At 46.6% G+C, this 14,903-nt stretch carries 10 protein-coding genes; 9 read left to right on the forward strand and 1 reads right to left on the reverse strand.

The window, feature by feature from the left end:
* The first annotated feature begins 34 nt into the window (after positions 1–34).
* The 7 genes from Ami103574_RS06005 to Ami103574_RS06035 all read left to right on the forward strand — a co-directional run bounded on the left by Ami103574_RS06005 (position 35) and on the right by Ami103574_RS06035 (position 8,872).
* On the forward strand, positions 35–859 hold the full coding sequence (locus tag Ami103574_RS06005) for an electron transfer flavoprotein subunit beta/FixA family protein (RefSeq protein WP_163065767.1): 825 nt from the start codon (positions 35–37) through the stop codon (positions 857–859).
* On the forward strand, positions 846–1,850 hold the full coding sequence (locus tag Ami103574_RS06010) for an electron transfer flavoprotein subunit alpha/FixB family protein (protein WP_163065768.1): 1,005 nt from the start codon (positions 846–848) through the stop codon (positions 1,848–1,850). Before Ami103574_RS06005 ends, Ami103574_RS06010 begins: the two co-directional genes overlap by 14 nt.
* On the forward strand, positions 1,847–3,250 hold the full coding sequence (locus Ami103574_RS06015; RefSeq protein WP_163065769.1) for an FAD-binding oxidoreductase: 1,404 nt from the start codon (positions 1,847–1,849) through the stop codon (positions 3,248–3,250). The genes Ami103574_RS06010 and Ami103574_RS06015 overlap by 4 nt, the downstream gene beginning before the upstream one ends.
* A gap of 30 nt (positions 3,251–3,280) precedes the next feature.
* Positions 3,281–4,438, forward strand: a complete 1,158-nt coding sequence (locus Ami103574_RS06020; RefSeq protein WP_163065770.1) for a pyridoxal phosphate-dependent aminotransferase — start codon at positions 3,281–3,283, stop codon at positions 4,436–4,438.
* A 172-nt stretch (positions 4,439–4,610) separates the two neighbouring features.
* Positions 4,611–5,222, forward strand: a complete 612-nt coding sequence (locus tag Ami103574_RS06025; protein WP_163065771.1) for a TetR/AcrR family transcriptional regulator — start codon at positions 4,611–4,613, stop codon at positions 5,220–5,222.
* A gap of 120 nt (positions 5,223–5,342) precedes the next feature.
* A complete protein-coding gene (locus Ami103574_RS06030; protein WP_163065772.1) occupies positions 5,343–7,118 on the forward strand; it encodes an ABC transporter ATP-binding protein in 1,776 nt (591 codons plus the stop codon).
* Complete coding sequence (locus tag Ami103574_RS06035) at positions 7,115–8,872, forward strand: ABC transporter ATP-binding protein (RefSeq protein WP_163065773.1); 1,758 nt, start codon at positions 7,115–7,117, stop codon at positions 8,870–8,872. Before Ami103574_RS06030 ends, Ami103574_RS06035 begins: the two co-directional genes overlap by 4 nt.
* Before the next feature lie 59 nt (positions 8,873–8,931).
* Here the strand turns inward: Ami103574_RS06035 and Ami103574_RS06040 are convergent, their stop codons facing one another.
* On the reverse strand, positions 8,932–11,511 hold the full coding sequence (locus Ami103574_RS06040) for a transporter substrate-binding domain-containing diguanylate cyclase (protein ID WP_163065774.1): 2,580 nt from the start codon (positions 11,509–11,511) through the stop codon (positions 8,932–8,934).
* Positions 11,512–11,783: 272 nt separating this feature from the next.
* On the opposite strand from Ami103574_RS06040, the gene Ami103574_RS06045 reads away from it, so the two are divergent.
* Positions 11,784–13,934, forward strand: coding sequence for a DUF3160 domain-containing protein (locus tag Ami103574_RS06045; protein WP_163065775.1), 2,151 nt, complete (start codon positions 11,784–11,786; stop codon positions 13,932–13,934).
* Positions 13,931–14,524, forward strand: a complete 594-nt coding sequence (locus Ami103574_RS06050; protein ID WP_246213204.1) for an FG-GAP repeat domain-containing protein — start codon at positions 13,931–13,933, stop codon at positions 14,522–14,524. The genes Ami103574_RS06045 and Ami103574_RS06050 overlap by 4 nt, the downstream gene beginning before the upstream one ends.
* Positions 14,525–14,903: the final 379 nt, after the last annotated feature.

Raw genomic sequence — 14,903 nt, forward strand, 5'->3', positions numbered from 1 at the left:
TTTCGTTTTCAACTGACATGGAGAGGATAGGGAAATGAATGTAATCGTGCTTATTAAAGAAGTACCGGACATGGATACAGTTCGCTTTGATACGGAAAACGGGCGGGTGGACCGATCCTCCGCAGAAGCCGAAATCAACCCATTTGACCTTAACGCCTTGCAGGCAGCAGTAGAGTTGAAGGAACAGGGGGCAACTGTAACAGTATTGACCATGGGGCCCCCTCGAGCAGAGAAGACGGTACGGGATGCCTATGCCAGAGGGGCAGACTTGGGTGTTCTTCTCAGTGATTCAAAGTTTGGAGGAGCGGATACCTGGGCTACATCGGTAACGTTGGCGGCGGGCATAAAGAAATTAGGCGCATTTGACTTAGTCCTTTGCGGAGAAAAGTCTGTGGATGGAGATACAGCCCAGGTGGGGGCCGAAATTGCGGAGATTCTAGGTATTCCACACGCCTACTATGTGGAGCATATCCAGAACGTTTCAAAAGACAGCATTCAGGTAAGGGTGGAAGACATCTGCGGCAGCAAGCAGGTGCGGGAGTTGACGCTGCCCGCCTTGATTAGCGTGACCAAGAACCTCAATACTGTTCAGCTGCCAGAAATCCGCAGAAAGCTTCTATCGCTGAACGTTCCTATAACCAAGTTCGGGCTGGAGGATATGGCAGGACACACATCGCAAGAGCAGGTAGGCTTAAAGGGATCAAAAACAAAAGTGTTAAAAATCTATGTGCCAGCAGAGATTCAACGGAATAACCGGATTTACCGGGATCATTTCAACCAGTTTCAGAAGAATGTATGGGCAGAACTGTGCAAACGAAACTTGTTGCCGAATCGAGGTGATCAACATGAAATCATCTGAGAATCTGCTAGTATTTGCCGAGTGCAACAAGGAAGGAATCCATCCAGTGGCCTTTGAGCTGTTGGCCAAAGGAAAAGAATTATGTGAAAAAAGTGGCTCAGCCCTGCACTGTCTGGTACTGGGGAATCAAGATACCGAGATACTGGATTTACAGGAATTAAATATTCGGGGAGCCGATGAAGTCTTTTACATAAAAGATGATTGTTTTACTTGGGCAGAAGAATGTTTGTATAAGGAAAATATCGTCCCTTTTATTCGGGAGCGGAATCCGCATACGGTGCTCTTTGGCGCGACGAACTTCGGTCGCTCCTTGGCCCCGCGGGTGGCAGCTGCCCTACAGACGGGTTTGACAGCAGACTGCACGAATTTGACCATGGACGAAGATGGCCGCTTGATTCAGATTCGACCGGCTTTTAGCAACAACATCCTAGCTCACATTAAAACCCTTTCTTATCCGCAGATTGCCACCATCCGTTATAAGGAGTTTCAGGAAGCGGAGAGGGATGAGGCCAGAGAGGCGAAGCTTACGGTTCTGGAAGCCTATAGGAAAGCTTATGAGGGTGCCACTGTGCTGGAAAGTCTCAGGGAGCAGGAATTTGATATTACGAAGGCGGAGGTCGTGGTCAGCGGCGGACGGGGAATCAAAAGGAAGGAAGATTTGCAGATGCTCCAGGAGCTGGCAGAACTTCTCGGCGGAGAGTTGGGCGTATCTCGTGCCCTGGTAGATGGAGGCATGATTTCCAGCGCCCATCAGATTGGGTACAGTGGAAATCGAGTGAAACCCAAGGTTTACATTGCCTGCGGCATCTCCGGCGCACCGCAGCATATAGCGGGTATGAAGGACGCTGATCTAATCATCGCCATCAACAAGGACCCCTCGGCACCCATCTTTAAGTTTGCGGATTACGGGTACGTAGGCAATCTTTATGAGGTTATTCCCCAGATGATTTCTGGCATAAAGAATGGGGTGCAGGGAGGTGAGTTCGGATGAAGGATGCAGACGTAAAAAATTTGACAGATATCGTAGGGGCCGATTGGATTATAACGGACTTAGAGCAGAAATCCGCTTACTTCTATGATGAAATTGAGAGGGCCTTGCGGCCGGTGGCGAACGAACAGTCCATTGTGGTAAAACCGAAGAATACAGAAGAACTTTCTGCGATTATGGCCTATGCTTATGAGCAGGAGATCCCTGTGGTCATTCGCGGCGGAGGCACCGGACTCTGCGGGGGAGCTACTCCGGTGGTGGAGAGCCTGATCCTTTCAATGGAACGATTTAAGAAAATTATTCAGATTGATGAAGACAATATGATGGCGGAGCTGGAAGCCGGAGTGACGCTGCGGGAGCTGCTGGATGAGCTAGAGGGGCATAAAGGCATCGCCTTTCCCGTACATCCGGGGGATGAAGGGGCGCAAATTGGCGGCATGGTCACCACCAACGCTGGAGGGGCCAGAGCTGTGCGCCACGGCATCATGAGAAATCATATCAAGGGGTTAGAAGTGGTCTTGCCGGATGGAGAGGTCTTGAAGCTGGGGGGCAGACTGCTGAAAGACAACGCTGGCTACAGTCTGATGAATCTCCTGACCGGCAGCGAGGGAACCCTGGCGGCAATCACAAAAGTGATTCTTCGGCTTTATCCGGAAGATAAATATAGTGCGACTCTCGCCATCGCTTTTGCAGACATGGATCAGGCATCTGCGGCAGTGTTGGAAATTATTAAAAGCGGTGTATCCCCGCTGGCGGTGGAATATCAGGATAAAAAACTTAACCTGGAAACCGCAGCATATCTGGGCCTTCATTGGCCTTTAGATGAGGGAGAGGCCGACCTGATGATTATTTTGTCCGAGAGAAGTGAAGCTGCCCTGTATTTGGCTTGCGAACAAATTGAAGCAATCTGCCGGAAACATCAGGCGGTGAAAGCCGTCTATGCAGGTACGAAAAAGGAGCAGGCAGAGCTGCTGATGATACGAAGCGGCAGCTACGAAATCATCCAGGAGCTTATTGCTCACAATTTAGATATGGCGGTACCGCCAGCAAGGGTGCCGGAATTTATGAGGGGCTTGAGGAAGCTGGCAGAGAAATATGGAACCAGAACCAACATTGTAGCACATATTGCAGACGGCAATGTCCACAATGACATTCTATTGGAAGACGGAAAGATTCCGGCCTTTACACCAGACTTGCTGAAGGAAATGTATGAGCTATGCTTCCAGCTGGGCGGAACCATTACAGGAGAACACGGGGTAGGTAAGCTGAGGCTGGCAGATTTGAAACTGCAAAAGAACAACAGAGAGTTGGAGCTCATGAAGCAGATTAAAAAAATCTTCGATCCAAAGGGGATTTTAAATCCCGGAACGGTGGTGCAGATCGATGGGTGCAACAAGAACTAGCAACAGGAGCAGGAGAAGGGAGCGTTTCGGATGAAGGATAAATTTATAGCTAAGCGATATTGGAAAGACGGATCAACCCCTATGGGAAAGGTTGATGAGCTGGCCAAAAAATATGAGGGTGTCATCAATCTGAGTCTGGGAGATCCTGATCTGACCACGCCGGAGGTTATCATCGACAGGGCCTTTGCCGATGCGAGAGCAGGGCATACCAAATATACAGACTTTCGCGGGGACCCAGAACTGAGACAGGAAATTGCTGCCTACTACAAGGAGCGCTTCGGCTTAAGTCTTGGTGATGAAGAAATATTTGTGGCAGCCAGCGGTTGTCTGGGTATGTATCTCGTCTTGGAAGCAATCCTCGATGAGGGGGATGAAGTAATTTTACAGGCTCCTTATTTCACGCCCTATCCCCAGCAGGTGGAGCTGGCCAGGGGGGTTGCCGTGGAGTTTCCCATGCTGGAAGAAGAAGACTTTCGTATTAATATAAAAAGGCTGGAACAGACGATTACAGCCCGAACAAAGGCCATCGTCATCAATAGCCCGAACAACCCTACCGGAAATTGTCTCAGCGAGCAGGATTTAGAAAACATTGCCCGCATTGCGAAAAAGTATGATTTGATAGTGATTTCTGATGAAATCTATACCGCTTACAGCTATCAGGAACCTTTTGTACCGATAATGAGTTTGGAAGGCATGCGAGAGCGGACGGTGACCATCAATAGTTTTTCGAAGGATTACATTATGACCGGCTGGCGGGTAGGCAACATCATCGCTCCGCCTAATATCATAAGAACCATCCAACAAATCAACGAAAACGTGGTATTTACAGCTCCTTCCATATCTCAGCGGGCGGCTATTTACGCCATGAGACATCGTCAGGAGTTTCAGGCGGATATTGTGGGAGAGTATAGACGACGGGCGGAATATGGCGCTAAGCGAATCAATGAAATCTCTTGGATGTCGGTTATTGAACCGCCGAAGGGCACCTTTTATCTGTTTGCCAATGTGAAGAAAACAGGATTGTCTTCTGAAGAGGTCAGCCGGTTGATTTTAGAGCAGGCTAAGGTTCTGACGATTCCAGGCAATGCCTTCGGGGACTGCGGGGAAGGGTATATTCGCTTGGCCTGTACGGTGAGCATGGAGGTTTTAAAAGAAGCGTTTGACCGGATGGAGCAAATACGCTTTTAAGCACAGAAGCACCTATGTAGACGGCGTATCCAAGGTTAGATTCATAGAAGGAATCTTGGAGGTACTGTCTACATAGGTGCTTTTTCTTTTTTGAAAGTTTGCCGGGAGCTACTTGACAAAGAAATGTATAAATCATATAATATAACAGTGTTATATGGAGGTGAACGGGCTAGTGGAAGAATCCAGCACGCTGCAAAACATTTTGAATGCAGCCAAGACAGAATTTTTACAAAAGGGCTTTCAGACAGCTTCACTGCGAAATATTGTGAAGAATGCCGGGGTGACCACAGGGGCTTTTTATGGGTACTTCTCCAACAAGGAAGCCTTGTTTGCTGCCTTAGTGGAAAAACATGCTTCGGCAATCATGGGGCGGTTTATGTGTGCTCAAGAGGAATTTATGAAGCTCCCGGAGGAGGAACAGCCAGAGAGCATGTCTGACTTTTCGGGAGATTGCATGGCTTGGATGGTAGACTATATCTATGAGCACTTCGATGTGTTCAGACTGATTATCTGCTGTTCAGAAGGTACGGCCTATGCGGATTTTGTTCATGCCATGGTGGAAGTAGAGGTGGAATCCACCTATCGGTTTATGGAATCCCTGAGGTCCCTTGGACATCAGGTGCCGGAACTAGATCGGCAGTTCTGTCATATCGTCTGCAGCGGTATGTTTAATGGTGTCTTTGAAATGGTAGTCCACCAGATGCCGCAGGCGGATGCAAAAATCTACATTTCCCAGCTTCAACAATTTCACCGAGCTGGCTGGATGAATATTTTAGGGCTTTGATGCCCTATAATTTTTAGCCTCGGGTTAGCTATTGCTAACGAAAATCAACTATAGCTGTTGACTAGAGAGGGTCACAGCTCATTCACCGTAAAATAAATGTGATTTAAAGGAGGTAATGAATTGAAAAAGAAATCGAGTTTATCAAAACTGATGACCTATGCAGGGAGTTATCGGTATTTCACTTATAGTTCCTGGGTGCTGTCAGCCCTTTCTGCACTGATGGCCTTGATTCCATTTTGGTATCTATGGCAGATTATAAAAGAAGTTTTGAGGGTTATGCCAGACTTTGAAAGGGCGGAGAATCTGGCGCATTTCGGCTGGATGGCTGTCCTTTTTGCTGTCCTTTCCATCCTGGTCTATATTGGCGGTTTGATGTGTTCTCACATCGCAGCCTTTCGGGTGCAGGCGAATCTGCGCATACAGATGACACACCACATCTGCAAGCTGCCGTTGGGGTTTGCAGAGAGCTTTGGCAGCGGAAAACTCCGAAAGATTATCAATGATTCCAGTGCCACCACAGAAACCTATCTGGCCCATCAACTGCCGGATCGGTACGGTGCCCTTGCCACTCCGGTGGGGCTGCTGGTATTGCTGATGGCCTTTGACTGGCGTCTTGGACTTCTGAGCCTGGTACCTGTTCTGCTGGGTTTTCTGGTGATGATAAGCATGACTGGGGCGAAGATGAGGCAGAAAATGAAAGAATACCAGAATGCCTTGGACGATATGTCCAACGAAGCGGTGGAATATGTAAGAGGGATTCCCGTGGTCAAGACTTTTGGACAGACGGTATTTTCCTTTAAGCGTTTTAAGGACTCCATCGATCGGTATCGCATATGGGTTACGGCTTATACCAAGGATTTGCGGCTGCCGATGATGTTTTATACGACAGCTATTAACAGCGTATTTGCTTTTTTAGTTGCCGGGAGCCTGCTTTTTACAGCAGAGGGGGTAACAAATGAATTTCTGCTGAACTTGATATTCTATATTATCATTACGCCAGTGATTTCAGTAACCTTGACAAAGATTATGTTTCTTAGCGAAAATGCTATGCTGGTAGATGACGCCCTGAGCCGCATGGACAGTGTTCTGGGGCTGGAGCCCCTTCACCAAGCTGGCAGCACCCATCAGCCTAATAACAATTCCATTGAACTGAGAAACGTTAGTTACAGCTATGACGGAAAGCAAAAGGCCTTGGATGATATTTCTTTAAAGCTCCAGCCCGGGCAAACTATTGCGTTGGTGGGCCCTTCTGGCGGCGGCAAAACTACTCTTGCAAACATTCTATCTCGATTTTTTGACCCCCAAGAGGGGCAGGTTCTCATCGGCGGAGTGGATGTAAGGGAGATGGATAAAAAGGTATTGATGGATACGGTATCCTTTGTATTTCAAAACAGCAGGCTGATAAAAGGAAGCATTTTGGAAAATGTTCGCATGAGCAGACCAGATGCGTCTCGGGCAGAAGTACTGGAGGCCTTGAAAAGTGCTCAGTGCATGGATATTATTCAGAAATTCCCAGCAAGAGAAGATACGATCATCGGCACAGAGGGTACATACCTTTCCGGCGGAGAGCAGCAACGAATTGCTATCGCCAGGGCCCTGCTGAAAAATGCACCGATTGTGATTTTAGACGAGGCGACGGCTTTTGCCGATCCAGATAATGAACACAGGGTGCAGCAAGCTTTTACAGAGCTTTCTAAGAACAGAACGGTTATTATGATTGCTCACCGCCTATCTACTATTGTCCATGCCGATTGTATTTATGTGTTGGACAATGGTCAGATCGCCGAGTGGGGAACCAGCAGTAGCTTAATGGAGAAAAAAGGAATGTTCTTTCACATGTGGAACAATTATCAGGATTCTGTACAGTGGAAGGTGTCAAAGGAGGTACAAGGATGATTCAGCGATTGCAGAAGAAATTTGCCCTATCTGAACAAGGGGCAGTTGATTTGATTAAGGCGATTACCGCCTGCACTTTGCAAAATATTGCTTTTATGTTTCCTGTAGGCCTGCTGTATTACTTAGTAAGTGATTTAATGAATGGCGGGGTACCAGAAGAACGCAGACTGTTTTATGGGGTAGGGTGTCTTTTCAGTATATTATTGATTTTTATCATTACTTATTTTCAATACAATGCCACCTACCTGGCCACTTATGTGGAGACCGGTGTGCGGCGTATTACGCTAGCGGAAAAATTGAGAAAGATTCCCCTTTCCTTTTTTGGGAAAAAAGATTTGGCCGACTTGACTAGTACCATCATGGCGGATTGCACCTTTCTGGAAACTGCCTTCTCCCATTTTATTCCAGAATTATTTGGTTCTATTATTTCCACTGTTTTAATTGCGATCAGTCTGTTTTTCTTTGACTGGCGTATGGCTCTTGCAGCTTTATGGGTAGCTCCGGTAGCTTTTGCTATCGTGCTTTTATCCGCTAAAGTACAGGAAGGGCTCAATCAGAAAGCTATGGATGCAAAAATGGCCTGCGCGGATGGTATTCAGGAATACTTGGAGACGGTTCAGGATTTAAAGGCCAACAATGCCGAAGACACCTATCTGGTCATCTTAGATCAAAAGATAAAAGCCGTAGAACACCGGGCTATCATCGGCGAATTCGGTATGGCTGTATTTGTGGTATCCGCTCAGCTGATTCTCAAGCTGGGCATGGCTACGGTAGCCCTTGTGGGCTCAGCGTTGCTGATAAAAGGCACGCTGGACGTGCTGACTTTCTTTATGTTTTTATTGGTTGTATCTCGGCTCTACGATCCCCTGCAAGGGGCTTTACAGAACTTGGCGGCGGTGATTACCGCTCGGACAAACATTGCCAGGATGAACGAGATTTTGGACCATCCGGTTCAGACCGGAGAGAAAGAACTGGGAAATCAAGGCTATGACGTGACCTTTGATCGGGTTGGATTTGCCTATAATAGCGGAGAAACCGTACTGAAGGACGTTTCCTTCACGGCCAGACAAGGCCAGGTAACGGCGCTGGTAGGGCCTTCCGGCGGTGGGAAGACAACGGTTTCCCGACTTGCAGCCCGTTTCTGGGACTGCAACAAAGGAACGATAACGGTGGGCGGCATGGATATTTCTAAGGTAGAACCTGAAACCCTGCTCTCCCTTTACTCCATCGTTTTTCAAGAGGTTACCTTATTTAATAATACCATTATGGAGAATATACGCCTGGGCCGAAAAGATGCATCGGATGATGAGGTGCTGGAGGCAGCCAGGTTAGCTAACTGCCATGAGTTCATAAAAAAATTGCCCAAAGGCTATCATACCGATATTGGCGAAAACGGTTGTGCTCTTTCCGGGGGGCAGAGGCAGCGGATTTCCATTGCCAGAGCTTTCTTAAAAAATGCGCCGATTATTCTTCTGGATGAAGCCACCGCCTCTTTGGACGTGGAAAATGAAACTCTCATACAGACGGCTCTTTCTCGGTTGATTAAAAATAAAACCGTGTTGATTATCGCTCATCGAATGAGGACGGTTGCCGGGGCGGATCAAATTGTCGTCCTTGCAGAGGGTAACGTGGTGGAACAGGGAGATCCGAAAACGCTTCTGGACAAAAAGGGCCTTTTCAGTCACATGGTTGACCTTCAGAGGCAGGGACAGAATTGGACACTGGAGAAGGCCGTTTCATATCAGAAAATTTAGCCTTTGATTGACTTAATAAAAAAGCTTGGACCCATTGAAGAATAGGGTTCAAGCTTTTTTTAAGATAGCAGATGCCACTGGTTTTTTCCGTGGCGCTTCGCTTGATACATGGCTCGATCGGCGTGCCAGTATAGGTCTTCATAAGAGGCATTTGCCTTTTTAATGACGGCCCCTACCGAGCAGGTGATAAGGAAATCCTCCCGCTGAAAGAGCAATGCTTGGGAAAGGGTTTTCGCTTTGTTGGTCACTTCGTCTACATGGCAGATGTGTTTCATGAAGACGGTGAATTCGTCTCCCCCCAGCCGGCAAATCAAATCGTCAGAACGGAAATTGGCCAGCAGGGCCTGAGCGACAGCCACCAGAATTTCATCACCGATACTGTGGCCACACAAATCATTGATCTGCTTAAAGTTGTCAATATCGATAAGGAACATGGCTGCGCCTACATCATCATCGCTATGCTCGGATAAGTATTGCACGGTGCGCTGGCGAAAGGCTGCTCGGTTCAACAGGTTCGTCAGGGAATCTTTGGTGGCCCGTTCCCGGAAGGACATTTCTTCATCAATATCTTCTGAGACACCCAAGATTCGCAGAAGAGCGCCGCTTTCATCAAAGACCTTGGTTAAGGTAATTCGCATCCAGGTGTAAGGGGGAACCGGGACTTCTGGGGTTCCCATTGTTCGAATCTGAAAGACGCCGGAAACCATAGATTCCGCTTCTTGAATCTGGTAAAATAGATCGCAAAATGCGTCCCGGCAGGCTGGATGCACACAGTCGGAACAGGCCAGCGCTTCGGGCACGTTGTAAATATGCTGGCTGGGTGCAAATATTTTTTTAGAACCTGAAGGCTGGATTAGCAGTTTATTCTTATAATCGTAGTCCCACAGGCAGATGTTGGTGTGCATGAGGGCCAGATTAATTCGTTCGTCGTTAATATCCTTTTCCTGACGCAATTTTTTTCTGGCATTTCGAACATAAAGTAAACCAAAAATCGCCAGGGTACTCAACAAGGAAGCTGCGGCAATGCTCTGATAAAGATGAGTGAAAATGAAATCTGAAAGAAAGGCGTTATCCTTGTGGAACAAGATATTTTCGTAGAAGATTTCATTGAAGGTATCCGCAGGCATATTGATTAAGGTCTTGTTGAGGATACTGAATAAAAGGTCACTGCTGTCATTGGTGACGGCCAGAGCCAGTCCATAATTCAAATCGTAGGTGGCAAACAACCGCAGGTTATAGTAGCGGGCGTGAGATAAGAAGTAATCTGCACTGTAGGTAGAGGTAAAGGTGATATCGGCATCTCCGTGGTTTACTGCCTGGAGGCATTCTTCTAACGTGTCGTAATACACGTAATGGCTGTAGTCTTTTTCCTTTTTTAGTTTTTCTGTCAGGTAGGAGCCTTTTTCTACGGCTACCGTCAGGTTCAAATCATTATAATTTTTTACAGTTCGGTTGTAGATGGCGCTGACTGGCAGGTCCAGGTAAGAAAGAGTCAGCTGCATTTGGTTGGATTCAGCCCACTGGTAGTCCGCCCCGAAAGCCGCAATAACCTGGGGCGCATTTTTCTGATTACTTTTCACCCTGCTGAGAGCATCCGCATAAGAGGTTGCAGGGATAAAAGAAAAGGAAAGACCTGTCTGCTTTTCTATGTATTTCAGCAAATCGGCAGAAATGCCGTTGAAGGTTCCTGTTTTGTTGTCGTAGTACTCAAAAGGAGCAAGATTGGGATTGCAGGCTACCCGCACCACCGGGTTTTCTTGAATATAAGTCAACTCTTGAGGCGAAAGCGCTACAGGAGAGTAAGGGGTTTCCTGAAAATATTTCGTTAACAGTTTTTTTGAAAAGAGCGGTCGATTCAACTCAATTTGCTCTATAGCCGAGGATAAGGCATCTAACTTGTCCCCACTAGCTTTAGACATGGCAAAATAATAAGGAGACGGATTTAAGCGCGTCAGAACCCGCTGATCGGACAGGGAGCGGAAGTTGTTGGCGTAGATACAGTCGATTTGGTGGGTTTGGGTTAGTGCCTCCTGGAGGTCATCCATGCTGTCGTAGGCTTTAAACGAATAGTTTTTAACACCATTTTCTTTTAGATAGCTTCGAATTTCTTCATCTCGGCTGCTGCCCCGCAAGGTGCCGATAACCGTTCCATCCAAAGAGGAAAAGTCGGAGATGGTATAGCTGGTATTGGTGGCACTGGTGCTCAAGCTGCTGTAATTGATGTTGTAGGGAAAGGTCGGGTACAGATAAATTTGAGAACGCTGGCTGGTCTTACACATGCTGCCAAGGATATCAATTTTACCTTGGGACAGCATGTCCAAGGCTTCGCTATAAGTCAACCGATGCTGTTTCGTGCCTTCTCCGGTATAGGAGATAAAATCATATTGCCAGCCAGTATATTTGGCTATTTCCATGAGATATTCGTAGCCGAACCCACCCAGAGAACCGTCTTCATTTATATCGTTGAAGCCGGACATTTCAAAAAATCCAACTCGGATTACTTGCTTAGAATCCTCTGGGGTAGTTGGAGCAGACGGGCGTAAATCCGTGTCGGCATAAGAAAGCCCTGACTGACAAAAGAGAAGTACAGTCAGGACGATAATATATAAAACTCTTTTAATATGTAAAAATCCATTCATATTAAATACCCGCTTAAGCGATGATTACAAACCTTGCCACAGCTAAAACAAAGAGACTTGACAGCCGACTTGACACGGTAAAATACCCATTTTAATCCATTATATACGTTGAATAAATGAAAATCAATGGAAATTCTACCACAGTTTTGTAGGAAATAAAAAGTACAGACTTTTCAGATAACCAAAAGGAAAGCCCTTGACATTATTGCCCAAGTCCAATAAGGTAAAGATACCAATACAAAAGGAGAAATCAAAGGGGAGGTTTAGAAAATATGAATAAAAAAAAGAGGACGAAAGCGAGCATTATGCTGGCAATTCTCTTGTTACTGACCAGCTTTAGCAGCTGTCAGAATAAGGAAACAACAACGGATTTACCGGTTATTTCAGACAACGGATTTGCCGAATATCAGGAAGTGGCCGTGGATATTAAGCCCGCGGTAAAGGACTATCAGGTGGCTCAGGGGCTGAGCAATGTCACCAACCGAGAGCATTTTTCTTTTTCTGACGAAGCGCAAAAACTGTTAATTAAAAATGGCTTTGTGGTAGTACCTTATCCCGTGCGGGAATTTTTTACGACTTATGAATTAAACCGATATGACAATACACCAAATTTTATTACCACCGATGCGATGCTGCATAATTATCACTTATACTTTAATTATCTTTTGAGAACCTTGGAAAAAGACAGTCTTCGGGGGGAACTGAATTCCCTCACCCAATCGATGTTAACAAAAAGCCAGAGTCAGTATCAGGCGCTGAAAGAGACCGAGTGGGAAAATGCCGCTAAACGTAATGTGGCTTTTTTTGCGGTAGCAGCGAAGCTTCTGGACCCTAAATCGGATATTCCCGCCCTTGTCAATGAAGAAGTGAAGCAAGAGTTGCAGCTGATTGTCGACCATCAGGAGAACTTTTATCCGTCTCCAGTGATGAACATGGGGGATGCCGATGACGTGTTGACAGAGACTTTTAATGAAGATTACACCCAATATATTCCTAGGGGTCACTATGCAAAGTCCTATGAACTAAAAACCTATTTTCAGGCCATGATGTGGTATGGACGTATGAACTTTCGGGTATCCAATGAAGACGAAACAAAATCAGCCGTGTTGATGGCTCGCCTGTTCGACCAGGACGATTATGGCCATTGGAATAACATTTATGAACCGACCAATTTCTTTGTAGGCCAGAGTGATGATTTAGGAATTAATCAATACACTTCGCTCTTACAGAAGGTATACGGAAAGAATCCTTCCTTGAAAGAAGTAACCGAGGAAGCTTCAAATTGGAAGGCACTGTTTGCCCAGATACAGAATCTGGATCCGCCGGCGATTAACTCCATGCCGATATTTAATAAGGACATTCAACCAGACCGGGAAAAAACAATTAAAGGATTTCGGTTTATGGGCCAGCGTTTCACTTTAGATGCTTCCATTTTTCAGAATCTAGTCTATCGCCAAGTGGAAGAGAACGCAGCAGGGGAACTCCGCATGTTGCCAAAGGCCCTGGATATTCCAGCGGCAATGGGCTCGCAAGAAGCCTATGACATCCTAAAAGATATGGGCGAGACATCATACAAAAACTATCCTGAAAATATGAAGAACATCCAGCAGAAAATGAAGGCCATGGAGGTAACCGATCGGACCCAGAATTTATATGGAGCCTGGCTTTACATGTTAACTCCTCTTACGGAGGAAAAGGGCAAAGGCTATCCTTCTTTCATGCAGAATCAAGCATGGAATCGCAAGCAGCTGGAAACATATATAAGCAGTTTTACAGAATTGAAACACGATACCGTTTTATATGCAAAACAGATTTATGCGGAAATGGGCGGAGGTGGAGAAGAACTGGACGACCGAGGGTATGTAGAACCAAATCCGGTTGTTTATGGTCGGCTGGCCGCTTTGACAAAGATGACTGCTGATGGATTGCAGAGCCGAGAATTACTGGATGAGCAAACCCGTGAAGGACTGAACGAGTTAGAAGAATTAGCCCTTCAACTGAAAACTATTTCGGAAAAAGAATTGGCGCAAAAACCTTTAAGTTCAGCTGAATACGATTTGATCCGCAGCTTCGGGGGACAACTAGAGCATTTTTGGTTAGAGGCTTTTAAGGACCAAGGAGTGGACAGTCCGTCAGCTGTTGGTGAAAACCCAGCCGCGTTGATTACAGATATCGCCACGGACCCGAATGGCTGGGTTTTAGAGGAAGGCACAGGCTTTGTCAATGATATTTACGTGGTTGTGCCTGTGGAGGGTTCCTTACGGATTGCCAAAGGTGCCGTTTACTCTTATTATGAGTTCGCTTGGCCATCCAATGACCGTTTGACAGATGCAAAATGGAAGGAAATGCTTGAAACCGAGGAAAATCCGGCGGCACCGGACTGGACGAAAAGCTATACTGCACCGATGATAACCTCCCCATGACAAGAAAAATGAGATGGGGAGCAGCAGGGGCCGGGCTGCTGCTCCTGCTCCTTTGGCTATGTTTTGGGCAACCAAAGAGTCCCAGTGTTCCGATTCAGGCACAAGGTGATTTGAATGGAAATGGCATACCGGAAAAGTATGTGCTGATAGATCAAACACTCCTTGTGATAGAAGGAAAACAAGAAATCTGGCAATCGCCCCAGGGGTATCGGGTAGAAAGCTTTGCTTTAGCGGATGTGGATAACGACGGACAGCTAAATATCGTCATCAGCCTTTGGAAGAAAGGAAGCTTCGGAAAACTGCGCCCTTTTTGGCACAAGGGGGAAAATGATGAGTACAAGAATCACCTGTTTGTGTACAAGCTTCAAAATCATACCATAAAAGCGGTCTGGTGTTCGTCTAATCTAGATCGCCCGATTCTTGCTTTTGATGTTCGGGACGTAGATGGTGACGGGTTAAATGAACTGGTGGTGAAAGAAGGGCACTACAAAAAAATATGGGGGCAAAAATACACCGTGGATGAAGAGAAACCTGCACGGATCACCGTATGGCAGTGGCAGCAGTGGGGATTCTATTTAGAGGAGCCATAGCTCTTGCTGGCGCTATAGGGGAAGCCTGTTTTATGGGGGAATATTACCTTGAATTTTTCCCTTGACAATCAGCTAAAATCGTATAAACTAATAAGAATAGAACAACATATGACAACGGTGGCAAAGAGGAGTAAAAGCCGTCCGCCCTCAGCTGAGCAGCAGGTCTGCCCGGCATCAGAGAAGGAGATCCTTAGGCTGGAAGATCTCAGGGGAAGCGGGTTTTGAAGGTTGCTTTGCGCATGGGCCCTTGGGGGCAGCATACACCCTTGCAGAACAAATGAGTGCTGTGCGCGTTGCGCATGGAACAAAGGTGGTACCGCGGAAATTTTATCCGTCCTTTGGCTGATAGTGGCTTGAGGGCGGTTTTTTTGCGTTCATG

The sequence above is a fragment of the Aminipila butyrica genome (assembly GCF_010669305.1).
Classification (GTDB): domain Bacteria; phylum Bacillota; class Clostridia; order Peptostreptococcales; family Anaerovoracaceae; genus Aminipila; species Aminipila butyrica.

Bases quoted from the DNA above. Each gene is read 5' to 3' on its own strand.
- Ami103574_RS06005 (WP_163065767.1), top strand. From the start codon at position 35: ATGAATGTAATCGTGCTTATTAAAGAAGTACCGGACATGGATACAGTT.
- Ami103574_RS06035 (WP_163065773.1), top strand. From the start codon at position 7,115: ATGATTCAGCGATTGCAGAAGAAATTTGCCCTATCTGAACAAGGGGCA.
- Ami103574_RS06010 (WP_163065768.1), top strand. From the start codon at position 846: ATGAAATCATCTGAGAATCTGCTAGTATTTGCCGAGTGCAACAAGGAA.
- Ami103574_RS06045 (WP_163065775.1), top strand. From the start codon at position 11,784: ATGAATAAAAAAAAGAGGACGAAAGCGAGCATTATGCTGGCAATTCTC.
- Ami103574_RS06040 (WP_163065774.1), bottom strand. From the start codon at position 11,511: ATGAATGGATTTTTACATATTAAAAGAGTTTTATATATTATCGTCCTG.
- Ami103574_RS06050 (WP_246213204.1), top strand. From the start codon at position 13,931: ATGACAAGAAAAATGAGATGGGGAGCAGCAGGGGCCGGGCTGCTGCTC.
- Ami103574_RS06020 (WP_163065770.1), top strand. From the start codon at position 3,281: ATGAAGGATAAATTTATAGCTAAGCGATATTGGAAAGACGGATCAACC.
- Ami103574_RS06015 (WP_163065769.1), top strand. From the start codon at position 1,847: ATGAAGGATGCAGACGTAAAAAATTTGACAGATATCGTAGGGGCCGAT.